Origin of the sequence: Pantoea sp. At-9b (genome assembly GCF_000175935.2) — a bacterium.
Taxonomy (GTDB): Bacteria; Pseudomonadota; Gammaproteobacteria; order Enterobacterales; family Enterobacteriaceae; genus Pantoea.
On sequence record NC_014840.1, the window covers coordinates 130,499 to 154,927 of the forward strand.

Sequence of the window (24,429 nt, forward strand, 5' to 3'; positions counted from 1 at the left end):
CCCTGCTCCTTACACCACGATTTGTGCGAGTTTGATGTTCATATAATCGTGGATGCCTTCCGCCCCCCCCTCACGTCCCATCCCGCTGGCCTTAATACCACCAAATGGCACTTCAGCGGCAGCCAGCGCGTAGCTGTTAATCCCCACCATGCCCGCCTCAAGGCGGGATACTGTTTCACGGATACGTGCAGGATCATGCGTAAAAGCATACGCAGAGAGCGCGTAGGCGGAGTTGTTCACGCGCCCCCAGAGATCTTCACTGTCTTTAAATGACGTGATAGCCGCGATGGGTCCGAAATTTTCTTCAGCAATTGCCAGCGCATCATCGGGCAGATCGGCAATCACCGTTGGCGCATAGAAATAACCGCCATGGAGTTCGATACGTTCACCGCCAGTGACGATCCGTCCTCCTTTACGGCGCGCATCAGCAACGATCTCTTCAATGGCACGTAAGCGACGGGGGTTGATCAGTGGCCCCATGTTGATGCCTTCGTCCTGACCATATCCGACCTTTAATTTGGCGGCCCGGCTGGCGAAACCGGTGACAAAAGCGTCGTAGAGACTTTCATGCACATAGAAGCGATCGCAGGTCACACAGACCTGGCCGCAATTGGCAAATTTGGTGGCAACAGAGAGGTCGAGTGCCTTTTCCACATCGGCATCGTCATAAACAATCACCGGCGCATTCCCGCCCAGCTCCATACTCAGGCGTTTAATCGTGCCGGAAGAATCACGAATCATCTGCTGCCCAAGCTGGGTTGATCCGGTCAACGACACTTTTTTCACCACCGGGGAGGCGATCAGCGGTTCATAGGTGTCGGTTGTCGGTCCGACAACCAGGTTCGCCACCCCGGCAGGCAGGCCCGCCTTGCGCAGGCATTCAAAAATCATCATTGCACAACCGGGCACTTCACTGGATGGACGCAATACCACCGTGCAACCCGCAGCCAATGCGGGTGCCAATTTACGCGCAACCAAAACCACCGGAAAATTCCACGCGGTAAAGGCAGCAACCACCCCCACCGGCTCATGCAGCACTTCACAACGGCCACCCGGTACTCGACTTTCGACAATCCGGCCATAAATACGACGAGCCTCTTCGGCGTACCAGACAAACTGGTCAACTGACAGCTCCCATTCTCGTTTCGCCTGAGCTAAGGGTTTACCGCTCTCCTGCGAAATGGTTAATGCGGCCTCAGCGGCAGCGGCAACCATTTCTCGCGCGATAGCTTGTAAGAAATCAGCACGTGCCCAAGCCTGGGTTGCACGCCAGCCAGGCAGCGCGTTTTCAGCAGCGTCAAGCGCATCGTAGGTGTCAGAAGAAGATGCAGGTGAAAATGTCCCTAGCACCTGTCCATTGCCCGGATCGATAACATTGATCGATTCCTGCCCGCTTCCCTTGCACCATTGACCATTTATGAACTGTCCAACATTCTCGTACATGGTTCGTCTTTCCTCCGGCATCTGGTTCAGGCTTATCGCGTTCCCGAACATGTGGCGACTGTGCAGACGGCAACTGATTGCAACTTAACGCCACCTGACAGCACTGATGTTTGCAATATTAGTTTTATCGCAACAAAAATTGCAACACCACAACCTTTCAACAACACAGGCGCAGAATTGGTTAATTAGTCATTACATTTCAATGGATTGAAACTTAGTAGAATTTGACATGGCGTTAACACGCCAAAAATTTAAGTGATTTTTTCGAGTGAAATCACAAAACAGGCCAAGACATTTTCACAGGGGCTGACGAATACGTTAGAAATAATTGCATGGAAGTTGAATTTGCAATTTTTATTGCTCTTGATGAAGTAGACTGGTCGCGGTGATTTGCTGAGGAACGGTAAATGGGAAAAGTACAGAAGATGCAGGCCACGTCTAAACCGCTGCCTCATTCAACTTATGAACAGGTCGTCAATGACATCACGGCGCGTTATGCGCAGTTGTCCGAACGACATAAACAGGCGGCACGCTATATCACGCAAAACCCGAATACGGTGGCGCTTGAGTCCATTAATGCTGTCGCGGCTAAATGTGGACTACACCCGTCGGTGCTGGTGCGTTTTGCACAGGCATTTGGCTATAGCGGATTTAAACAAATGCAGAGCGTGTTCCAGTCACGCCTTGCCACAGCAGCTCCGGGTTACAACGAACGCCTGAATGCCCTGGAGAATGACCTCCGGAAGAATGATGAACGTGGCAGCCTGGGGTTTTTGCAGAGTCTGGTTATTCGCGATATCGCGACCTTACAGGAGTTACTGCACAATGTGACAGCCGCCGATCTGGACCTTGCGGCGCAGCTGCTAAAGGATGCTGACACCATCTATATCATGGGTCAGCTGCGCTCGGAACCTATTGCATTATTACTGCGCTATCTGTTCACCATGCTGAACCGCAGGGTGGTATTGCTGGATGCTTCAGGTGGCCTGGCACCCCAGATGGCAAAAAATATGCGTGAAAATGATGTGCTGTTTGCCATCGCTTTCCGCCACTACGCGAAAGAAGTGATTGCCATCGCTGATGATGTTTTTGCCCGAGGACTCCCGATCGTGGCAATTACCGATGGACAGTTGTCACCTTTGGCGAAAAACGCACGCGTTCTGTTTACGGTGCCGGAAGAAGAGTACAGCTTTTCGCGATCGCTGGCGGCCCCCATGTGTCTGGCTCAGAGCATTGCCATGGCCCTGGCCTCCGCGCTGCATCCTGAAAAAGCGGAACCGACCATCGAAACCATTACAGAACGAGAAAAGCGCGAAGAAACCGCCCGCAAGCGCAGCCGGGCGTAACCGCCATGCACTTCTCATCCCTGCCCGCACGTCGGGAAGGGATTTTTAGGCTCAAAAATTGCAACATTTATTGCTATTAATCAGATGTCGCAATTTAACTTGTTAAACCAACCATGATGCTGTGTCTGAGCGTCTACTGAGAGTGAGTTAATTATGGCCAAAATTCGTTGCACCACCGCTCAGGCGATTGTTCGTTACCTGAGCAACCAATTCACGGAAGTTGACGGTGAACGTGTTCCCCTTTTCCCCGGCGTCTATGGCATTTTCGGTCATGGCAATGTCACCTGCCTGGGTGAAGCACTCGAAGCTGCACAAGATGTACTGCCAACCTGGCGTGGTCAGAATGAGCAATCGATGGCTTTTGCGGCTGTCGGTTTTGCTAAGGCCATGGTACGTCGCCAGATTATGGTGGTCACGGCATCTATTGGACCGGGTACAACGAATCTTTTGACCGCCGCGGGCGTTGCTCATACCAGCCGTTTACCCGTGTTGATGATCTGCGGTGACAGCTTTGCCCGCCGAATTCCCGATCCGGTGATGCAACAAGTAGAGCACTTCAACGATCCCACCCAAACCGTCAATGACGCTTTCAAAGCGGTATCACGCTATTGGGATCGCATAACCTGGCCGGAACAAATCATGTCTTCTCTGCCACAGGCGGTCGCCACCCTGCTTGATCCGGGTGACTGTGGGCCCGCCTTTATCGGTGTCTGTCAGGACGTACAGGAGATGGCCTATGATTATCCGGAAGAGTTCTTCTCTCCGCGACTGCATACCATGCCACGCCCCCGTCCTGACCGGCGGTTACTGGAACAGGCCGTTCAACTGCTGAAAACGGCGAAACGTCCGCTCATTATTTCGGGCGGGGGTGTGCGTTACTCCCAGGCGGAAGCAACGCTCGAAGCCTTCGCCACAGAACATGGCATCCCGGTGGTAGAAACCATCGCAGGTAAAGGTGCCTTCACCCATGACCATCCGATGCATATGGGGCCTGTTGGCATCCTCGGTTCAACCTCAGCTAATGAATTGGCGGCCAATGCTGACGTGATTATCGCTATTGGCACGCGACTGATGGACTTCGTCACCGGCTCGTGGACCCTGTTCGATCATGGTGCCCAATTTATCGCGTTAAATGCAGCCCGATTCGACGCCCACAAACATCGTTCCCTTCCTCTGATCTGTGACGCACGAGAAGGCATCGCTGAGATGCATGCTGCGCTCGGCGCATGGCAGGCTGACGCGGCCTGGCTGGAACGCGGTCGTAACGCTTTCATTAGCTGGAACACGCTGATCGCGGATAAACAGGAGCACACTGACCACGGCACAGCCCCTTCTTATGCCCAAGTAATTGGCGTCGTTAATGCCCAGGCCGCCGCCGAGGATTACATCATCAGCGCCGCAGGTGGCCTGCCGGGTGAGTTAGTTAAAGGCTGGCGGGTTAAAAATCCCGGTACTTTTGATTGTGAGTTCGGATTTTCCTGTATGGGGTATGAACTCTCCGCCGGCTGGGGGGCCGCGATGGCGGGTAACGCGCGGGATGTGTTCGTGATGATTGGGGATGGAACCTACATGATGATGAACTCCGATATCTACTCAAGTGTACTTTCCGGCCACAAATTTATTCTCCTGGTGTGTGACAACGGAGGCTATGCCGTGATTAACCGTCTGCAAAATGCCAAAGGCGGTGCATCATTTAATAACCTGCTGAAAGACTGTCGGGTACAAGAGCCTTTCCATGTTGATTTCGTGGCAAACGCGCAGTCGATGGGTGCGCTGGCAAGGAAAGTCACCCGCCTCGATGAGTTAGCAGAAGCCATTAAATGGGCCAAAGGGAATGATCGTACCACCGTGATTTCGATTGAAACGCATCCCTACACCTGGACGCCAGGGGATGCCTGGTGGGATGTCGGGGTGCCTGAAGTCAGTGCACGTGACAGCGTTAATCAGGCCCGTGCCGAGCACGTTGCAGGCCGCAAACATCAACGTGCCGGTATTTAAATAAGGAAACCTGAAAATGCTGAAAGCCAAACTGGGTATTGCGCCTATCGCCTGGTCAAATGACGACCTGCCACAACTGGGCGGAGATACGCCACTCTCCACCTGCCTCGCTGAAAGTCACCTGGCAGGTTTTCAGGGCGTCGAGACCGGCGGGAAGTTCCCGAAAACCAGTGAAGAATTGATACCCATCCTGCGTGAATTCAGGCTTGAACTGGTATCGGGATGGTACTCCGGCACACTCCTCGATAATACGGTAGAAGAGGAAATCAAAAAGTCGCTCCCTCAGATGCAGCTGTTTCGCGATTGCGGAGCCGCCTGTCTGGTGTACGGAGAGACGGCAGGAACCATTCAGAATCAGCAACATATCCCACTGGTGAATCGCCGTCGCCTGACCGATGCGCAGATGGCTGAATACGGTGAGAAGCTGTCTCGCTTCGGTGAATTTTGCATGGATTACGGTGTGCCGCTGGCTTTCCATCATCACATGGGCACCGCGATTGAGGACCAGCATGATATCGATCGCCTGATGGCCGCCACCAATGACAAAGTCGGATTGCTGTTTGATTCCGGGCATCTGGTTTTTGCGGGTATAGACCCAATGACCGTTCTGGCTAAACACGGTGAACGCATCATTCACGTCCATACCAAAGATATTCGTAAAGATGTACTGGCGACACTGGATTGGAATAAAGACAGCTTCCTGGATGCGGTACTGAAAGGGGTATACACGGTGCCGGGTGATGGCGGGATCGACTTCACCGCCATCATCAACAAATTAGCGCAAATCGGTTATCAGGGGTGGTTTGTGGTGGAAGCCGAACAAGACCCGGCAAAAGCCCCTCCCCTCAAATATGCACGTATTGGTAATGGCACCCTGCGTAAAGCGCTGAGCGATGCGGGATACTCACTTGTGGAAGGAGTTCTTTGATGAATCAATTAAAAGGTAAAGTCGCCGTCGTTACCGGTGGTACTCAAGGCTTAGGGGCCGCGATTGCGCGTCATTTCGCGCTAAACGGTGCTACCGGCGTGGTGATTTGTGGCAGAAATGAGACCAAAGGCCGTGACATCGCGGCCAGCATCAACGCCGAAGGCAAAGGCAAGGTCGAATTTGTGCACGCTGACTTATCCTCTGTTGAAGATTGTCGCACCGTCATTGCTTCCGCAGATGAGTTATTTGGCCGTGTTGACGTGCTGGTGAATGCTGGTGGCATGACGGATCGCGGCACCATTCTCGATACCGATCCCGAGCTGTTTGACCAAATGTTCGCCACCAATGTCCGTGGACCTTTCTTCCTGATGCAGGACGCCATCAAGATCATGCGCCGAGAGAAGATTGAAGGCAGCATTGTGAATATCTGCTCCATGTCCGGACTGGCGGGCCAGCCTTTTATTGCTGCTTATTGCTCATCCAAAGGCGCACTGGCAACCCTCACCCGCAACACAGCCTATGCTTTGTTACGCAACCGCATTCGTGTCAATGCGCTCAACATTGGCTGGATGGCATCCGAAGGTGAGGACCGCATCATGAAAACCTACCACGGCGCGGAAGATGGCTGGCTGGAAAAAGCCGCCGCTGAACAACCCTTTGGTCGCCTGATTCAGCCAGAAGAAGTGGCCCGTGCGGTGGCCTTCCTTGCCAGTGAAGAATCAGGGCTGATGACAGGATCAGTCATCAATTTCGATCAGTCAGTTTGGGGTGGCTACGACCAGGCCGCAGCTCCCACCAGCGCGCTTTAACGACTTCAATGGCATGGTTAGCCGACAAGTGCAGGCTGACCATGCCTGATATCCGATGTGTTCAGCGAGGATGTGATGGACATTCAACAACTCAATGAAATCATGAATTTTTATAAGCATTTCCTGGCGAAAATCCGCCTGATGATGTCAGGTTCTCAGTCTGACAGGCAAAAGGATGAACACCAAACAGAAGAACTCATTGATTGGCTGGCGCGACACAAATTTAACAAGACGTTTGGTACAAACTGCCGTCATGAAATCATGTATATGATTGATCAAGTCGCAGATGACAGCCTGGCTCAACTCGAGAAGAAAATCAGCACCTTGCAATTGAATTGTGAACTGATCACGCTGGAGCTTGAGGAAAAACATTTCCAGGAACGGGTCAGAATCAAAAGCAGACATCACTCTTTTCGGCATGAGCGAATTTGATCGTTCCAACGCCGCTGCACCAGATTCGCCAGCCCGGTGCATAACAGGTAATAGACCAGACCGGTAAACACAAACAGCGCCGCAGGGTAGACCTGTACCCGATTGTTGACCTGACCTGCCAGCGTCGTCAGCTCTGGTACATTGAGGATAAAGGCCAGCGACGTATCTTTGATCAGGTTGATGCCGATACCCGCCAGTGAAGGTCTGATGTTGCGCAGCGTCTGCGGCAACAGGATATGCCACAATAACTTTCCTGCCGAAAATCCCTGGCTCAGTGCGGCATGATGTTGCCCCGGAGGCAACGCCTGTAACCCGGCCAGCGTGCTATGCATCACCGATGCGGAGGTGAACCAGGCCAGCGCCAGCGCCACCGTTAACGCGCCGGGCATATCGCTCCCCGTCAGCGCAGGCAGCAGATACCACATCCAGAAGATGACAAAGATCAGCGGTATCCCGCGAATCAATTCAGCCCACAGAAACAACAGGGAGCGCACCACACCGCTAAACCGCCAGGCGAGACACGCCAGCGCAATCCCCCCCGGAAACGCCAGCAGGGCGGCTCCGGCTGCCATCAGCAAGGTCAGTAATACGCCGCCGGGTTCACCCTGCGCCAGATTACCCCACAATAAGTAACCCAGGTTATCGATGATCACCTGCAAACCACCGTTCATCGCACACCATCCTTGATTCGCTGTCCCGGCCCGAGCCAGCTGAATATCAATCCCAACAACAGCCCGGTAGCCAGATAGAGCACGGTACCGACCGCAAAGGCTTCCAGCGCATGGGCGTTATAGCTGTCAACCTGACGCACCTGATAGGTCAGCTCCGCAAAGCCGATGCCGCTGGCAAGGGAAGAGAGTTTCATCAGGTTCAAATACTGGCCCGCTACCGGTTGCCAGGCGTTGGCTAATCCTTGCGGCAATAAAATCCAGCGCAACGCGGCCGCCGTGGTGAATCCCTGACTCAATGCAGCTTCACGTTGCCCGTCAGGCACGGCATAAAGACCCGCACTCAACTCCTCCACCAGAAAGGCGGAAATGAAGATGCCGAGTCCCCAGGCCGAGCACAGAAATTCCGGCGTCAGCCAGCCGACGTCGCCGGGCAACAAGGCACCAGGATGGTCGGCATTGATCCAGTCGCGCCAGACACGCGGCAACAGATTCCATGCGGAGAAATACCAGAACAGGAACTGAACCAGAATCGGGGTATTACGGAAGAGTGACACCCACAGCGCCACGCCGCGTACCGCCAGACGGTTCCCGCTCAGACGCAGGAACAGCAGCAGGATAGCCAGCAGCGTCGCCAGCAATGCCCCGACCAAGCTCACCCACAAGGTGGTCAGATAGCCATTAACGATCCACTGCAACGGCTGTCCACTCAGCACTCCCTGCCAGTCCAAGTGCAGATTCATGACAGGAAGTCCTGGTGCAGCGGATCTAACACTTTTTTCATGAAGCGCTGAGCGCGTGGATGTTCCGGCTGGAGGAAGAAACGTTCAGGCGCGGCAACTTCGAGGATCTCGCCACCATCGATAAACACCACCCGGTCCGCAATTTCACGTGCAAACTGCATCTCATGCGTGACAACAATCATGGTGATGCCACTCAACGCCAGCGATTTCATCACCTGTAATACTTCGCCAATCATTTCCGGGTCCAGCGCCGATGTTGGCTCATCAAACAAAATGATTTGTGGCGAAGAAGCCAGTGCCCGGCCAATCGCCACTCGCTGCTGCTGACCACCGGATAATTGTGCCGGAAGATGCGACGCTTTATCCGCCAGTCCGACATGTGCCAGCAGCTCGCTGGCCCGCTGCACTGCCGCTGCTTTTTTCCAGCCATGTACCACCTGTAACGGCACGCTGATATTCTGTAGTGCCGTCAGATGGGCGTACAAATTAAACTGCTGAAACACAAAGCCAATGCGACTGCGCAACTGGCGCAAACCCACGCCAGACAGACCCGCTGTCGGGCGATTGTCGATGAGAATTTCACCCTCGCTGAGGTTTTCCAGTTGGTTGATCAGACGGATCAGCGTCGATTTTCCCGAGCCGGAGGGGCCGATGATGGCCACCACTTCGCCTGACTCAATATGCAGATCAACCCCGCGCAATACCTGCCGGTCACCGTAACGTTTACCGACACGGCGAAAAGTGACGCTGGCTTGTTGCAGATGTGAAAAATCCGCAGCCTGGACTGCGGATAGCGATTTCATAAACACCATAGCCGCTTACTTCGCTTCAATCCTGAAGTTACGGGGAGAAGGTGCGGGCGTACCCGGGCCAAACCAGATGTTATAGATCTGTGCCGCCTGACCATTTTTCTCCAGCGCCAGCAGTTCATCATTCACCGCTTGCAGTAATGCAGGCTGATCTTTTTTCACCCCGACGCCGATTTCCTCTTTACTGAGTAACGCTGGCAGGATTTTAAAGTTTTCCTTGTCCGGTGCGGCGGCCAGCAATCCGGCCAGGATGGTGCTGTCCTGGGTAATCGCCTGAACGTTGCCATTGCGTAACGCCGTCAACGCCAGCGGAATATCGTCATAGGCAAGCACTCTGGCCTGCGGATAGCGTTGATGCAGCGCCTGCTCTCCGGTGGTGCCCTTCACCGCGCCAATGCGCGCATGGCTGTATTTATCCAGCTGATCCGGCGATGTTGCCGGAACGAGGAACTGCTGTCCGGTAACGAAATAGGGCGTGGAGAAATCAATAACCTGCGCACGTTCCGGGGTGATGGTGATATCCGCAACAATCAGATCGGCCTTGCCAGACTGGAGCAACGGGATACGGTTGGCCGGATTCGTGGCAACCAGTTTCAACTTCACGCCCAGCGAGTTGGCCAGCGCTTTGGCGAAGTCCACATCGTAGCCCACCAGCTCATGGCTTTTGGCATCAATCGAACCGAAGGGGGGATTGGCGTCAAAGGTGGCGACCTTGATCACACCGGCGGCTTTGATATCCGCTAACTGATCGGCACTGGCTGCGGCTGAAACCAGCAGCGTAGCCAGCACGGCAATTGTTAATATATTTTTCTTATGTGTTGCTTTTAGGTTACTCATAAAAATCCTTTAAAATCAGTGCGTGTGTGTACTTCCTACGCTCCCACATCCCTGTGGAGGAAACAAAGAATAAAAAAAACTTATGAAATGTCAGAAATGAATAATCGTGGTCCCAACGGTGCCCATGCGCAGGAAGAGGTAGCGTTATGCTTTCACCTCTTCATCAGCAGGCTGATCCGCATATTGTGCGGGGTCGCGATAGCGCTGGGCGGGGTGACTGCCCGGCAAATGTGGCCCCTGTCCGAACAGTTTCTCGCGCAGGGTTTTACCCGGCGGATAAGCCGTGCGATAGGCACCACGTCGTTGCAGTTCCGGCACCAGCCAGCTAATCACATCGGCAAAGGTTTCATGCGCCACCACATAAGCGAGGTTGAAACCATCCACATCGGTCTCATTCACCCAATATTGCAGCTGATCCGCCACGGTCGCGACAGAGCCGATAAACACTTTCCCCAACCCACCGATGCTGCCAAACTCGGCCAGATCCTGCACCGACCAGTTTTCCTGTTGCGGTGCAAAGGTGTTCACCAGAGAGGCGATCCCCCCGGCGGTATCTTTCTCAATCGGCTGATGCCGCTCCACCGCTGAAAAATCCTGCCCACTCCAGCCCGAAATCAGCGCCAGCGCGCCTTCAGGCGAGATATATTGCTGGTATTCGCGCCATTTCGCCTGCGCCTTTTCATCGGTTTCATCGACGATGATAGTGATCAACGCATACACCAGCACACCTTGGGGATCGCGCCCCTCGGCGGCGACCTGTTGACGCAACGTCGAGACATAGCTTTTCAACCCTGGTAGCGTGTGCGAATTAACAAAGACACTTTCGGCATTGCGCGCCGCGAATCGGACACCCGCCCCGGACGACCCGGCCTGAAACAGCAGCGGCGTTCGTTGGGGTGAAGGCTCGCTCATATGCACCCCCGGCACCTGCCAGAATTTGCCGTGATGGCGAATCGCATGCACCTTTTGCGGATCGGCAAACACACCGCGCTCACGATCGCGCACCACTGCATCCGGCTCCCAGCTGCCTTCAAGCAGTTTATACAGCACTTCCATGTACTCTTCGGCGCGTTCGTACCGGGCGTCATGCTCCAGTAATTCGTGATTCCCCACGTTGCGTGCACCGCTATCGAGATAGGACGTCACAATATTCCAGCCAATACGGCCACCGGTCAGGTGATCGGCCGTCGACAACCGTCGGGCGAAGGTATAGGGATGTTCATAGGTGGTGGAGATCGTGATGCCAATTCCGAGATGTTGCGTCGCCATGGCAATCGGTGCAGCCAGTTGCAATGGGTCATTAACCGGGATTTGTGAGGCCTCACGCACTGCCGTATCAACATTGCCGCCGTAAACATCGTAATAGCCGATGACATCAGCGATGAAAATGCCGTCAAACAGCCCCTGCTCCAGCAATTGGGCCAGATCGGTCCAGTAGCTAATGTCTTTGTATTGCCAGGAACGGTCGCGTGGATGACGCCATAACCCGGATGACTGATGCCCTACACAGTTCATTTCAAAGGCATTAAAACGTATTTGCTTGCTCATTGATGAGTCCTGTTGTCGCGGGTGCAAAAGAAGAAGCCGCCAGGAGCTGGCGGGTAAAGGCATGTTGTGGCCGAGTGAAAATTTCCTGCACCGTACCTTGCTCGACTACCTTGCCATCGCGCATCACCAACAGGCGGTCGCACAGGTGACGAATAACGGCGAGATCATGGGAAATGAACAAATAGGCCACGCCCAGCGAGGTCTGCAACGTATTGAGTAAATCAAGAATCTGCGCCTGAACCGACGCATCAAGGGCCGAAACCGGCTCATCGCACAGAATCACATCCGGTTCGGTCGCCAGCGCACGCGCAATAGCAACGCGCTGGCGCTGCCCACCCGAGAGCTGCTTTGGCCAGTGCTCGGCGAGCGAAAGCGGCAGGCGCACCTGTTCCAGTAACATGGCGATACGCTCCGCATGGGCACTGCGTGGCAGCCCTATCACATCCAGGGCATCACTGAGGATTTGACGTACTGACCAGCGCGGGTCAAATGAACTCAGCGGGTCCTGATAAATGATGCTCAGTGCCCGCCGCCGCGCCCGTCGCTGCGCCTCTTTCAGCGGCGGCTGCGCCTGCGGGTTGACCCACGGCAGACCGGCAAAATCGACCTCGCCGCTATCCGGCTCGATCAATCCCATCACCATGCGTGCAGTAGTCGTTTTACCAGAACCCGACTCTCCAATAATGCCGAGCGTCTCGCCCCGGTAGAGCTGAAAACTCACCGTATCAACAGCGGTGATTTGATGATGCGCACGGGTGTAGGTTTTATGCAGGTTGCGCGCCTCCAGCACCGCAGCTTCTCCCGACTGGCGCTGGCTGCGATGATCCGGTTGCCGACTACCGGGTGCGGCGGCCAGCAGCTGACGGGTATAATCATGTTGCGGATGACGCAATACCTGCTGCACACCGCCCTGCTCCACCACCACTCCGTGATGCATCACAATCACCTCATCAGCCAGCTGCGATACCACATTGAGATCGTGGCTGATAATCAACAACCCGCGCCCCTGCTGGCGGATTTCCTGTAATAACCCGATGATCTGCGCCTGCACGGTGGTATCGAGTGCCGTAGTCGGCTCGTCAGCAATCAGAATCGGCGGATCGAGCGCTAACGCACTGGCGATTAATGCACGCTGGCGTAACCCACCAGACAGCTCCCCGGCTCGCTGGCGTGCACGCAGTGCCGGATGGGGAATCCCTACTTTTTCCAGCAGCGCCAGCATGCGCGCCTGACGTTGTGAGCACGTACCCCAGCGATGTGCTTGCAGCGATTCAATGATCTCGTCACCGATGGTACGCAGCGGGTCGAGCGACACCAGCGCATCCTGCAATACAAAACCGATGCTCTGACCGCGTAACACGCGCCACTCTTTCTCGCTCTGTCGGAGCAATGGGCGATCGCCAAACGTTAATTGCCGTGCCTGTACCTCACAACCCGCAGCAGACAGGCCAACCAGTGCACGGGCGGTGACGCTTTTGCCCGAACCCGATTCACCAACCAGCGCCACCACTTTGCCCGGTGCCAGGCGAAAAGAAACGTTACTCACCAGACGTTTGCGTTCACCGTGTTGATGTACGTCGATGGTTAAGCCATCCACGATCAATTGCTTATCACTCATGCTAAACGTCCCTCGCTTTTCCGTTGCAGATAGCGTCCCAGCACCGAAGTTGACAGGGTGGTTAACACAATAAATAACCCGGGGAAGAAGGTGAGCCACCACGCCTGCTCCACGAAATCACGCCCCATCGACAACAGGGTGCCCCATTCAGCAGCAGGTGGTGGTGCGCCAAGCCCGAGGAACGACAGTGCCGATGACCAGACAATCGCCTGACCGCACCCCATGGTCAGTGCCACCAGCAGCGGACGCAGCGCATTCGGCAGCAGCTGGCGGGTGATAATGCGCGCAGGCGCATGGCCTAACGCCCGCGCGGCATCGATATAACTGGCATGGCGCACCGTCAGGATCTGGCCGTAAACCATTTTGGCGTAGCCCGGCGCATTGCTGATGCCGGTGGCGATAATCAACGGGCCAATGCCGCTGCCAAGATGAGCGCTGAACAGCAGCGCCAGAATCAGGGTCGGAAAGGAAAACAGAATATCCAGTATCCAGCCGGTGATGCGCTGCCCGGTCTCACCACTGAGTCCCCCCACCAGGCCCAGCGCAATCGCCAGCACCGCAGAGAGCGCCACCGCACCGATCCCCAGTAACAACGACAGCCGGGCGCCATGTATCACCCGGCTGAACAGGTCACGACCGGACTGGTCAGTACCAAACCAGTGCTGCACACCCGGCTCCTGAAAGGCATCGCGCGGGGAAATTGCCAGCGGGTCATACTGGGTGAATAAGCCGGGAAACAGCGCGGCCAGCAGCAAAAATAGCAGGAACAGTGTGGCGAACAGCGCGCCAGGCGTGACAGGTTTTCGCCGAGGGCGGGCGCGTTGCAGGGTGTCTGTCAGCGTAACCGGGGAGCTACTCATGGACGGTTCTCCTCAATGCGGGGATCGATCACAACGTAAAGAATGTCCACCAGCAAGCTGGTGACGATATAGGCCAGGGTGATCACCAGCGTGATACCGACGGTCAGTGGCATATCCTGTTTCATCACCGCCTGATAAAGCTGGCGGCCAATGCCCTGTCGCGAAAAGATCAGTTCAATCAGTACCGCATTGCCCATCAATGCACCGACGGCCCAGGCCGAGAGGCTGACGGCAGGCAATAACGCGTGCCGCAATACATGGCGCAGACGCACCGTGATATCTCTGACGCCACGCGCGCGGGCGCTGAGCACAAAAGGCTGTTCCATACCAATGTCGAACGCCTCGCGCATCACCTGCGACATAAAACCCGCAAGCGGAATGGCCAGCGCCAGCGCAGGCAACACCAGACCCGCCAGCCCCTCATCGCTTTCCGGTGGAAACCATTGCAGACCGAAGGCGAACACCGACAGCAACACGATCCCCAGCCAGAATTGCGGCAGCGCCGCGCTCAGGGTTTCCAGCGCGGAACCGATGGAGGACAACAGCCGGTGACGGCTGGCTGTGCTAAGCACAGAAATCAGCGCCAGCAGCCAGGCGAACAGCAACGCCGCCAGCGTCAGTTGCAGCGTCGGCCCGATCTGTTCGGCAATCACCTCGGCCACCGGCTGATGCTGAGAAAAGGAAACGCCAAAATCCCCACTCAGTAGCCGCTTAAGCCAGATGAGATACTGCTCTGCCACTGGCTTATCAAGACCAAACTCTCTGATGGTGGCAGCAATGGTTTCCGGCGTCGGATTGGCCGATGGCCCCCCGAGCAGGGCGCGCACCGGATCGCCGGGGGTGAGTTTTAACGCGAAGAAGGTGACAGTGGCGGAGGCCCACAACACGATAATCCCGCCCAGCAACCGTTGTAGCAGGCGACGTGTGTGCTTCGTTAGTCCCGCCCGTCCCGGGCTTTCGTTCAGCAGGATACTCATTTGCTGACCCACGCGTCATACAGCCACGTCACCGTCAGCGAGGGTTCGAGACGGACATCATGGGCTGTTTTGTAGATGCCTAAACGGGTACTTTGTGGATAGGTGCGTAACTGGAGATAGTTATCCGCGATGATTTTCTGCGCCTGATAGTAAAGCTTGCGACGCGCCTCGCTGTCCTGAGTCTCCAGCGCCTGTTGCACCAGCGTATCGAATTGGGGATTGTTGAACCCGGTATCGTTCTGGTGATAACCGCCCGAGCCAGCGGCACCGAGAAACGCTGAGCCGAACAGGATACGCAACACATCTGGCGTATTGGTATTCCAGTAACCGAGGCTGACATCGTAGTCCCATTTGCCCTGCAAATCGGTCGATTCCGCATCGCTTACCGGTTGCAGCTGGACATCAAAGCCCACCTGGCGCGCCGTAGCCTGGACCTGTTCCCACAGGGTGCGCTCCGGCGTACTGGTCGAAGCGCCAATCGGAATATGCACCGTCAATGGTTTGCCATTGCGGGTGCGGATGGCACCTGGTGCCGATTGCGTCCAGCCTGCTGCTTCCAGCAATTGTGCCGAGCGCTTCGGATCGTAATCATCAGCATGAGCAAAGTCCGGGCTGTAGAACGGCGTTACCGGGCTGAGTGGGCCACTGGCACGGTGGAAATGGTTAAAGAAGATGCTCGCCAGCGCGCCATCAATATCTGCCGAGCGTACAAACGCCTCTCGCACTTTGACATCGTTGAACGGTTCGCGTCGGGTGTTCAGCGCGCCATAGGTGGGGTTGCCAGGCCGATCTTTTACCAGCACGGCGAGATTACTGTTCCTGCCTGCGGCAGTTTCCGACTCCGGCGGCAGCGCCTCAATCACATCCACTTTGCCACTGCGCAACGCGGCGAACCTGACCGAAGGCTCAGGGATAAAGCGCCAGATGATCTGGTCAAGATACGCCGGTCCCTGATGGTGGGCATAAGGCGGTGCCCAGTTGTAATCAGGATTGCGCTCCAGCACCACCTGGTTTTGGCGCTCCCACTTCACCACTTTAAACGGCCCTGAACCGACCGGTGCCTGACAGTTTTCATCACGCGAGCGCGCCAAGGCCGATGGGGCTTCAATCCCTAAAAATCCCTGAGCCAGTACTTCGAGGAACGCCGCATAAGGAGTGGAAAGGTGCACCACGGCGGTATAGTCATCTGGCGTGTCGGTCGAAACATATTGGCGAATATAACCACCGGCGGTGGAGGATTGCGTGGCGGGATTTGCCATATGGTCGAGATTGGCTTTTACCGCCTGCGAAGTAAATTTCTCACCATTGGTGAATTTCACATCGTCGCGTAAATGGAACGTATAGGTTTTGCCATCAGCAGACACGTCCCAGCTTTTTGCCAGCCAGGGATGGATCGCCCCTTTATCATCCATCGACACCAATGAGTCGAGAAATTGTTGCGCGACGAACACCTGCGGCATATCGCCATCGACATGCGGATCGAGGCAGGTTGGCTCGCGGTCAGTGGCGTAAATTAACGTTCCACCTTTAACTGGCGTCTCTGCCGCCGATGCTTTCGCCGCCATGCCAAGGCTACAGAGAATAAATAACGGCGTGAATAACCAGCGATGCGTCTTAATTCCTTGCTTAAACGAAACGTTTTTATTTTTTAATAAAGTCATAATTATTCTCTGATTGCGATGGTACGTTACCCGAAAATGACAAGCAGATAACTGATAGCAACCCGAAGAAATCTTGTCTAACAACAAAAGCGCAATAATTATTCCCGCTCGTTTATATCAAAAATGAGATTTCTTATTTAAATTCACCACTGGTGGTGAATAAAAAAATACCCTGGCGACGGTTATCTATTCCGGTGAGGAGACCGACGATTTCTACCAGGCACAACGGACGCAAATTCAGCTTTATCAGGTCTGCTTCAGCCGCGCATCGCGCTGGGTCGCGTGATCATTCCCGCCGATAGCGCGGATAAAGCCACTCGCCAAGGTTACCAGCGCTTTGCCGACAGCCGATATGAACGAACGCTGACTCCGCAGGGACCGTGACGCACCCTGTTTTCAAGGGATATCGTTGGCAGCGCAGAACAGATTCTCGAACGCCTGTATCAAGATCCGGTGATACCTCTGGTGACAGAATTGCGCATCGAGTTGCCTTATGAGTTTAGCTTTGCGGAATACAGCCATATTATCAGCGATTTTGCGACGTGGATTGCGCCGGAATTAGGCTGGAAAGCCACAGACACACCCCCTCCATTTAGTACCATTCTTAACCATTAATTTACTAAGGTTGTTTCATTATTTGTTATAGCTTTTGATTGTTAGACACCTGGACGATGGCAGATTAATTTTCAGTTTTTGTAAATTGATATTGCAATCATAGTGATGAGGGATCGCCATTGATCAGGTTAATAAATCAGCAAAAGACAAAATCTGCACGTTTCGCAATCGCATTCAACCTGGCCATTCTGGGTGGTGTGACGGCATTTTCAACCATGAGCTATGCCGATGAAACACTGAAGGAAGGGATTACCCCGGCAACGGATGCCAGTCAGATTCCGGCAGCAGCCAAACTAAGAAAAGACACGGTGGTGGCCGGAATATCCGAACCCCAGGGGATCTTCAACCCCTATTTCTTTGTTAATGGCTGGGACGAAAACGTCACTAACGTCATCTTTTCGCGCCTGATTGACTGGGACAGTCATGGCAATCTGGTGCCGGGCCTGGCAGAGAGTTGGACCGTCAGCCCGGATAACAAGGTGTATACCATCAAGTTACGGCCGAACCTGACCTTTAGCGACGGCTCACCGCTGACCGCCGAAGACGTTGCCTTCACGCTAACCGTGCTTTACGACCCCAAATACGATGGCGATACCGATATCACCCTCGCGCATATTGCCGGCGGTGCCGAGTATAAAGCCGGTACCGCAGACAGCGTCAGTGGCCTGAAAGTGATCGACCCGCTCACGTTACAGGTCACCACCACCGAGCCCGGCGCAACCACGCTGGCTAAAATCGGCGGGCCGGTGCTGTCGAAAGCGTATTACGGTAAAGGTTATCAGCGCGGCAATCTTGATTACCTGCGGACCCTGCATGGTAAGCCGCTGGGCAACGGGCCTTACGTGTATGACAAATATATCCCTGGCCAGGAAATCCGTTTCCATGCCAACAGCCACTTCTATCGTGGCACGCCGCCGACTGCACGCTTTATTTATCGCGTCACCAATCCATCAACCAACTTCCAGCTCTTCCAAACCGGTGAGACAGACTATGACGCCTTCACCTCGCGCCCGGATGATATCGAGCAACTGAAACTGTTGGGCTTTGCCAATATCAATCTCTACGGTTCCAGCGATTACAGTAAGGTCGAGTTCAACGTGCGCCGCCCGGCATTGCAGGACGTGAAGGTGCGCCAGGCCCTGATTTATGGCCTGGATCGCCAGAAGTTGATCGATGTGGTGTATCAGGGGTACGGCAAGGTGGCGATTGAACCCATCGCGCCCATCTCCTGGGCGTATAATCCTGATGGCGTAAACCCATATAAATACGACCCGGCTCAGGCCAAAAAACTCCTTGATGAAGCAGGCTGGAAGCCAGGCCCGGACGGCATCCGGGTGAAAGACGGCAAACGTCTTGAACTGACACTGCTGGTCAGCAAGAAAGTATTGAATGATGCCTTAATCCCCATCGCCAAAGAGAACTGGCAGCAAATTGGCGTGGTACTTAAGCCCCAGGTGGTGGATTTCAATGCCTTGATGGCACAGCGTAAGGCTGGGAATTATGATCTGGCCTCCTTCAGCACCAGCACGTTAAACGACCCACACGATGGCGTATGGGACTACTACAGCACTGAGGCAAAGGAATCGGGCTATAACAATCCGCAAGTCGATAAGCTGATTAATGAAGGCAATGCAGTGCTGGATGTGGCGCAACGCAAACCGATTTACCATCAGTTGTACCAAGTGCTGGCTGACGACCCGCCCGTGATTCTGCTCGGCTATCGCCAGATCTTATCGGCGAGTAGCGCCCGCGTCAGCGGCTTCAAACCGGATATCTATAACGGTCTCACCGGCAGCCTGCCGGACGTAAAAGTCATTAAGTGATGCAGCCCACTGCCCAGCCGTCGGATTAACCGGCGGCTGGCATGAGAGAGCCATGAGAAATTTTATCCTCAGAAGATTGCTGCAAACCTTGCCGATGCTGCTGTTTGCCTCCTTCATTATTTTTATGCTGTTTGCCGCCACCCCTGGCGACTTTATTGACGGCAATGTGACACTCACCGCCGCCCGTGCCGCCGAACTGAAAGCCATTTACGGCCTCGATCAGCCGTTACTGACCCGTTATCTGCACTGGCTGGGTCAACTGCTGCAAGGCGATTTGGGTTTTTCCCTGCAATATCAGATTCCTGTCAGTCAGTTGCTGAATCAATACATCTGGAACTCATTCCTGCTTGCCATCATTGCGCTGGTTTTTTACTGGGGCATTGGCCTGGCGGTGGGTATCGCTTCGGCACTAAAACCGAATTCGCTGTTTGATCATCTGGTCAGTGTCATGGTGTTTGCCGCCATGTCGTTCCCCACCTTCTTTCTCTGCCTGCTGCTGATCAAGTGGTTTGCGGTTGATCTGCATTGGCTCCCGGTCGGCGGGATGACCAATACCGGCAGCGATGACACCGGCTGGGGGTTAGTGGTTCAGGTGGCGGCTCACCTGGTGTTACCGGTGATGGCGCTGGTGATGCTCCAGGCTGGCAGCCTGACGCGTTATTTTCGTGCCAGCATGCTCGATGTGGTGAAGATGGATTTTATCCGCACGGCGCGTGCCAAAGGACTGCGCGAACGGACAGTGATTCTGAAACACGCGCTGCGCAATGCGCTGTTGCCGATTATTACCCTGCTCGGTTTTGAACTACCGGGGCTGTTCTCCGGGGCCATCATCACCGAGAAGGTGTTTAACTGGCCGGGCGCGGGGCATATCCATATCGATTCGCTGGCCGCCCGCGATTACCCGGTGCTGATGGGGTTCACCCTGTTCCTGGCGGTATTAACTATCCTCGGTAACCTGATTGCCGACGTGCTCTACGCGTGGGCTGACCCGCGCATTCGCGTGAGGTCATAATGCTCAGTTCGCTTTTTTCCACGCAACGCCGTCTGCGGAAAGCAGCAATACCGGCGCTGGCCCAGGTGACGCCTTCTCCATGGCGACAGGCCTGGCAAGCATTGCGCCGTAACCGGCTGGCGATGTTTTGCCTGTTTTTACTGTTGGTGATGGCAGCCTGGTGCGTACTCGGTCCTATTTGGTCACCGTGGCAGGATGACGCTACCGATGCGCTGATGATCAATAAGCCCCCCGGCACCCTGCACTGGCTGGGAACCGATTTCCTCGGTCGCGACGTCTATACCCGGTTACTGCTCGCGGGCCGTATTTCATTGATTATTGGTCTGCTTACGATGGTGTTGTCCGTAGCGCTCGGCTATCTGCTGGGTGCGGTATCCGGTTACGCCGGTGGCCTGACTGACAAACTGATCATGCGCCTGGCGGATGTGGTGATGACCATCCCGAGCCTGCCGCTGCTGATTGTGGCGGGTGCCATGCTCGCCGAGCTCGATTTCTCGCCAGACTCACGCATCTATATGGTTATCGTCATGTTAAGTCTGCTGGAGTGGCCTAAGCTGGCGCGCCTGGTACGCGGGCAAATTCTTTCTCTGCGCGAACGCGACTTTATGCTGGCAACACAGGTGCTGGGGCTGTCACCACGGCGGCGTCTTTTCGGTCATTTATTACCGAACACCGTCCCGATTCTGGTGGTGATGGCGACGATGGCGGTGGCGAACGCCATTCTGAGCGAGTCAGCACTGAGCTACCTTGGACTCGGCGTCGTGCCACCGACGCCCTCGTGGGGCAATATGATGGATGCCGCCAACAGTTTAATCGACTTTCAACGCCGCCCGTGGCTATGGATGCCGCCCGGTATCGCTATTTTTATCACCGTTGTTGCCATTAATGTGTTGGGTGATGGACTGCGTGATGCCCTCGATCCCCGCATGAAACGGAGCCTGAAATGAGTGAACCGTTAATCACTTTTGACCGGTTATCCGTCTCTTTTGCGGCCGAACAGGGGCGGGTTCGGGCGGTGCAGGATGTCTCATTTACCATCAACCCCGGTCAGACCATCGGTATTGTCGGTGAGTCGGGTTGCGGCAAAAGCGTGACAGCAATGTCACTGATGGGACTGCTACCGCCACAGGCCGCACGTATCGACGGTGGTGAAATCCGTTTTCAGGGGCAGGACCTGCTGCGACTGAAAGCGGCAAAAATGGCTGATCTTCGTGGCAACCAACTGGCGATGATTTTTCAGGAACCGATGACGGCCCTGAACCCGGTCCTCACCATTGGCGAACAGCTTTGCGAACCACTGATTCGCCATCGCGGTGAGTCACCGAAAAACGCCTGGCAGCACGCCACGCAACTGATTAGCCATGTCGGTCTCGCGCGGGCAGAGAGCCTGATGAGTAGCTATCCGCATCAGCTTTCCGGCGGCATGTTGCAGCGAATTATGATCGCGATGGCGCTCAGTTGCCGGCCTAAATTGCTGATTGCCGACGAACCCACCACGGCGTTGGATGTCACCGTACAGGCACAGATTCTGCGTCTGCTGCGCGATGAGGCGCGCGCCAATAAGATGGCACTGATGCTGATTACTCATGACCTCGGTGTCATTGCCCAGATGGCGGAAAAGGTGGTGGTGATGTATGCCGGACGCATTGTTGAGCAGGGTCCGGTCGCCGAAGTATTGCGCAATCCGCTGCACCCTTACACCAAAGGCCTTATCGCCTCCCGCCCGGTGCCGGGCGAGCGACGTCGCCGCCTCTATTCGATCCCCGGCCAGGTGCCGGACCTTGCTGACTTGCCACCCTGGTGTGCCTTTGCCGACCGTTGTGCCAATGCCCGTGAAAGCTGCCATGCGGCTATCCCGCCGTTACGTGGGCAGCAGCAGCAGCAAGCCGCCTGTTTTTACCCTGAATCCCTGGAATCCTTAGTATGAGCAGCGAATTTGTGATTGAAGTCGAAGGGTTGAAAAAACACTTCCCGATCCGTAATGGCCTTTTTGGTCAGGAAACCGGGCAGCTTCGGGCGGTAGATGGCGTCAGTTTTCGCATCCGTCGTGGCTCCATCTTTGGCCTTGTTGGAGAATCAGGCAGTGGCAAAACCACTGTCGGCCGCACCATTCTCGGGCTGTATGACAAAACCGCAGGCAGCATCAAATATCTTGGCAAAGAGTTGCAGGCGCTGACAGCGCAGGAGATGCGCACCTTACGGCCAAAAATTCAATTGGTCTTTCAGGACCCTTACAGCTCGCTCAATCCACGCATCCGCGTCGGCGATGCCATTGGCGAGGCGATGCTGGAACATAAACTCTGTAGCCGGGCGGAACTGCATGAAAAAGTCATTGAGGTAATGAAGATTTGCGGGCTGGCTCCCCAGCATTACAACCGTTTTCCCCATGAATTCTCCGGGGGACAGCGCCAGCGAATTGGTATTGCCCGCGCACTGATTCTCAACCCGGATTTCATTGTTGCCGATGAGCCAATCTCCGCCCTGGATGTCTCCATCCAGGCGCAGATTATCAATCTGTTCTCCGATCTGCGTGATGATCATGGCGTTACTTTCCTGTTTATTTCGCATGATCTTGGCGTAGTAGAGCATCTGTGCGATGACGTAGCAGTGATGTACCTGGGTCAGTTGGTGGAAACCGCCAGCCGTGATGCGTTGTTCCGTCAACCGTTACACCCCTACACGCAGGCGCTACTGGCTGCCGTCCCGACGCTCGATCCATTGAGCGAACCGGTCGCGGCCGTGCAAGGCGAGATCCCTGACCCTGCACGCCCGCCATCTGGTTGCCGATTTTCGACCCGTTGTCCACGGGCAGAAGCGAAGTGCCATCAGGTTGCACCGACACTACGTGAAGTGTCCCCCGACCACCGGGTCGCATGTCATCAGGTTTGATTAACAGCGCCAACAGATGATGTTGTTATTCGGTTTGATTCCCCCTACGCCCCGCACGTTTATCGTGAGGGGATAGCAGGCTTGTCGGGCTATTTCGCACCTGCCTTCCGCTATAATTCCAACCCTCATTTCAACGTCTATATTGATTAAAATACAGACCGACTAAAAAGTGGCTCATCTTATTATTTGTGCGATTGAAGGCATTAATCTCAATATCCGTTTTTTCCTGCCCATTCCTCCGCTGTCGCCCATTACAAGGTGATACACCCGTCACAATATAAATGAAACTCATACCTTCAGAAGCTAAAACCACCTGATTTATCCGGTCAGGAAAAGATACTCTGAGCGGGAAATAAATAAACCTCTACGATTCGATTACATTTTGGGAGCCGCAAATGACAAACCACATAGCCGAGCCATGTCATGATATTGCACATCTGGCACATGTTGAGATGTTCTCAAATAAATTCGAAGAGAGCCTTGATTTCTTTGTCAATGTCTATGGTCTCACCCTCTCAGCTCAGGACGAAAACCATGCCTGGCTTAGAGCATGGGATGACTACGAATTCCATACGCTGAAACTGACTCGTCACCACACGACTGGTGTGGGCCATATCGCCTATCGCGCCAGCTCTGAAGCGGCGTTGATGCGACGCGTCGCGGCTATCGAAGCCAGTAAATATGATGTGATCGGCTGGGTGGATGGTGAACCCGGACATGGGCGCGCTTTTCGCTTCTCAGATCCCTTCGGTCATGTGTTTGAAATCTATTACGACACGGTGCGCTATCAGGCAGTTGGGGATGAGCGCCCTTCATTAAAAAACCTGGCACAGCGCTATCATGCTCGCGGCGCTTGTCCGCGTCGTCTGGATCATCTCAACCTGCTGGCTGCTGATGTCCGTGAGTTTAAAAACTTTATGGAAACCTGCCTCGGCTCCCGCGTGACCGAAATGATTCAACTGGATAATGGCCGCATTGGTGGTTGCTGGTTCACCATTAATAACAAAACTTACGACCTGGCCTGTACCGAGGAACACGCTGGAGGCAATGGCCGCCTGCATCATGTGACTTATGCGACCGATACCCGGGAAGATATTTTACGCGCCGCAGATATTTTCCTCGAAAATGGGGTACATATCGAAACCGGACCGCATAAGCACGCCATTCAGGGAACATTCTTCTTGTATGTCTGGGAGCCTGCGGGCAACCGTGTTGAACTGGCCAATTCAGGGGCACGGCTTATTCTGGCACCTGACTGGCAGACCGTGGTCTGGACGGAAACCGAGCGTAAAAAAGGACAGGCATGGGGCCTGAAGACCATCGAAACCTTCCATACCCACGGCACACCGCCCACGCCGAAACAACTGGAAGAGTGATGCATGTAACATCAGTATGGCAGGATGCTAAATACGT

Annotated in this window: 21 protein-coding genes; 11 read left to right on the top strand and 10 right to left on the bottom strand. The window is 54.8% G+C overall.

Annotation, left to right across the window (positions count from 1 at the left end):
* Positions 1 to 9: 9 nt before the first annotated feature.
* Positions 10 to 1,443 (bottom strand): NAD-dependent succinate-semialdehyde dehydrogenase, encoded by a 1,434-nt coding sequence (locus PAT9B_RS26415; RefSeq protein WP_013512345.1) that lies wholly within the window; start codon positions 1,441 to 1,443, stop codon positions 10 to 12.
* A gap of 407 nt (positions 1,444 to 1,850) precedes the next feature.
* Here PAT9B_RS26415 and PAT9B_RS26420 point away from each other — a divergent pair, with 407 nt between their 5' ends.
* The 5 genes from PAT9B_RS26420 to PAT9B_RS26440 all read left to right on the top strand — a co-directional run bounded on the left by PAT9B_RS26420 (position 1,851) and on the right by PAT9B_RS26440 (position 6,956).
* Positions 1,851 to 2,789 (top strand): MurR/RpiR family transcriptional regulator, encoded by a 939-nt coding sequence (locus PAT9B_RS26420; protein WP_013512346.1) that lies wholly within the window; start codon positions 1,851 to 1,853, stop codon positions 2,787 to 2,789.
* Positions 2,790 to 2,942: 153 nt separating this feature from the next.
* Complete coding sequence (gene iolD / locus PAT9B_RS26425) at positions 2,943 to 4,787, top strand: 3D-(3,5/4)-trihydroxycyclohexane-1,2-dione acylhydrolase (decyclizing) (RefSeq protein WP_013512347.1); 1,845 nt, start codon at positions 2,943 to 2,945, stop codon at positions 4,785 to 4,787.
* A gap of 16 nt (positions 4,788 to 4,803) precedes the next feature.
* A complete protein-coding gene (gene iolE / locus PAT9B_RS26430) occupies positions 4,804 to 5,715 on the top strand; it encodes a myo-inosose-2 dehydratase (protein ID WP_013512348.1) in 912 nt (303 codons plus the stop codon).
* Positions 5,715 to 6,524: an SDR family oxidoreductase gene (locus PAT9B_RS26435; protein WP_013512349.1), complete on the top strand. Its 810-nt coding sequence runs from the start codon at positions 5,715 to 5,717 to the stop codon at positions 6,522 to 6,524. Before iolE ends, PAT9B_RS26435 begins: the two co-directional genes overlap by 1 nt.
* Before the next feature lie 75 nt (positions 6,525 to 6,599).
* On the top strand, positions 6,600 to 6,956 hold the full coding sequence (locus PAT9B_RS26440) for a hypothetical protein (protein ID WP_013512350.1): 357 nt from the start codon (positions 6,600 to 6,602) through the stop codon (positions 6,954 to 6,956).
* On the opposite strand, the gene PAT9B_RS26445 is transcribed toward PAT9B_RS26440, so the two are convergent.
* From PAT9B_RS26445 to PAT9B_RS26485, 9 genes are all read right to left on the bottom strand, one after another.
* Complete coding sequence (locus tag PAT9B_RS26445; RefSeq protein ID WP_013512351.1) at positions 6,929 to 7,627, bottom strand: ABC transporter permease subunit; 699 nt, start codon at positions 7,625 to 7,627, stop codon at positions 6,929 to 6,931. The two genes, PAT9B_RS26440 and PAT9B_RS26445, sit on opposite strands and share 28 nt — an antisense overlap.
* Positions 7,624 to 8,367 (bottom strand): ABC transporter permease subunit, encoded by a 744-nt coding sequence (locus PAT9B_RS26450; protein WP_013512352.1) that lies wholly within the window; start codon positions 8,365 to 8,367, stop codon positions 7,624 to 7,626. The genes PAT9B_RS26445 and PAT9B_RS26450 overlap by 4 nt, the downstream gene beginning before the upstream one ends.
* On the bottom strand, positions 8,364 to 9,179 hold the full coding sequence (locus tag PAT9B_RS26455) for an amino acid ABC transporter ATP-binding protein (RefSeq protein ID WP_013512353.1): 816 nt from the start codon (positions 9,177 to 9,179) through the stop codon (positions 8,364 to 8,366). Before PAT9B_RS26455 ends, PAT9B_RS26450 begins: the two co-directional genes overlap by 4 nt.
* Positions 9,180 to 9,185: 6 nt before the next feature.
* Positions 9,186 to 10,013: an ABC transporter substrate-binding protein gene (locus PAT9B_RS26460; RefSeq protein ID WP_013512354.1), complete on the bottom strand. Its 828-nt coding sequence runs from the start codon at positions 10,011 to 10,013 to the stop codon at positions 9,186 to 9,188.
* Positions 10,014 to 10,157: 144 nt separating this feature from the next.
* Positions 10,158 to 11,561 (bottom strand): LLM class flavin-dependent oxidoreductase, encoded by a 1,404-nt coding sequence (locus PAT9B_RS26465; protein WP_013512355.1) that lies wholly within the window; start codon positions 11,559 to 11,561, stop codon positions 10,158 to 10,160.
* Positions 11,539 to 13,179, bottom strand: a complete 1,641-nt coding sequence (locus PAT9B_RS26470) for an ABC transporter ATP-binding protein (protein ID WP_013512356.1) — start codon at positions 13,177 to 13,179, stop codon at positions 11,539 to 11,541. Before PAT9B_RS26470 ends, PAT9B_RS26465 begins: the two co-directional genes overlap by 23 nt.
* Positions 13,176 to 14,039, bottom strand: coding sequence for an ABC transporter permease (locus tag PAT9B_RS26475; RefSeq protein ID WP_013512357.1), 864 nt, complete (start codon positions 14,037 to 14,039; stop codon positions 13,176 to 13,178). The genes PAT9B_RS26470 and PAT9B_RS26475 overlap by 4 nt, the downstream gene beginning before the upstream one ends.
* Positions 14,036 to 15,016, bottom strand: a complete 981-nt coding sequence (locus tag PAT9B_RS26480; RefSeq protein ID WP_013512358.1) for an ABC transporter permease — start codon at positions 15,014 to 15,016, stop codon at positions 14,036 to 14,038. Before PAT9B_RS26480 ends, PAT9B_RS26475 begins: the two co-directional genes overlap by 4 nt.
* A complete protein-coding gene (locus tag PAT9B_RS26485; protein WP_223300533.1) occupies positions 15,013 to 16,581 on the bottom strand; it encodes an ABC transporter substrate-binding protein in 1,569 nt (522 codons plus the stop codon). Before PAT9B_RS26485 ends, PAT9B_RS26480 begins: the two co-directional genes overlap by 4 nt.
* A 926-nt stretch (positions 16,582 to 17,507) precedes the next feature.
* Here PAT9B_RS26485 and PAT9B_RS26490 point away from each other — a divergent pair.
* The 6 genes from PAT9B_RS26490 (at position 17,508) to PAT9B_RS26515 (ending at position 24,392) form a co-directional block, all read left to right on the top strand.
* Positions 17,508 to 19,115, top strand: coding sequence for an ABC transporter substrate-binding protein (locus PAT9B_RS26490; protein ID WP_369700796.1), 1,608 nt, complete (start codon positions 17,508 to 17,510; stop codon positions 19,113 to 19,115).
* Positions 19,116 to 19,167: 52 nt separating this feature from the next.
* Positions 19,168 to 20,127, top strand: coding sequence for an ABC transporter permease (locus PAT9B_RS26495; RefSeq protein ID WP_013512361.1), 960 nt, complete (start codon positions 19,168 to 19,170; stop codon positions 20,125 to 20,127).
* Positions 20,127 to 21,074 (top strand): oligopeptide ABC transporter permease, encoded by a 948-nt coding sequence (opp4C, locus tag PAT9B_RS26500; protein ID WP_013512362.1) that lies wholly within the window; start codon positions 20,127 to 20,129, stop codon positions 21,072 to 21,074. The genes PAT9B_RS26495 and opp4C overlap by 1 nt, the downstream gene beginning before the upstream one ends.
* Entirely contained in the window at positions 21,071 to 22,054 is a 984-nt protein-coding gene (locus tag PAT9B_RS26505) for an ABC transporter ATP-binding protein (protein ID WP_013512363.1), read from the top strand. The genes opp4C and PAT9B_RS26505 overlap by 4 nt, the downstream gene beginning before the upstream one ends.
* A complete protein-coding gene (locus PAT9B_RS26510; protein ID WP_013512364.1) occupies positions 22,051 to 23,016 on the top strand; it encodes an ABC transporter ATP-binding protein in 966 nt (321 codons plus the stop codon). The genes PAT9B_RS26505 and PAT9B_RS26510 overlap by 4 nt, the downstream gene beginning before the upstream one ends.
* A 395-nt stretch (positions 23,017 to 23,411) precedes the next feature.
* On the top strand, positions 23,412 to 24,392 hold the full coding sequence (locus tag PAT9B_RS26515; protein WP_013512365.1) for a VOC family protein: 981 nt from the start codon (positions 23,412 to 23,414) through the stop codon (positions 24,390 to 24,392).
* Positions 24,393 to 24,429: the final 37 nt, after the last annotated feature.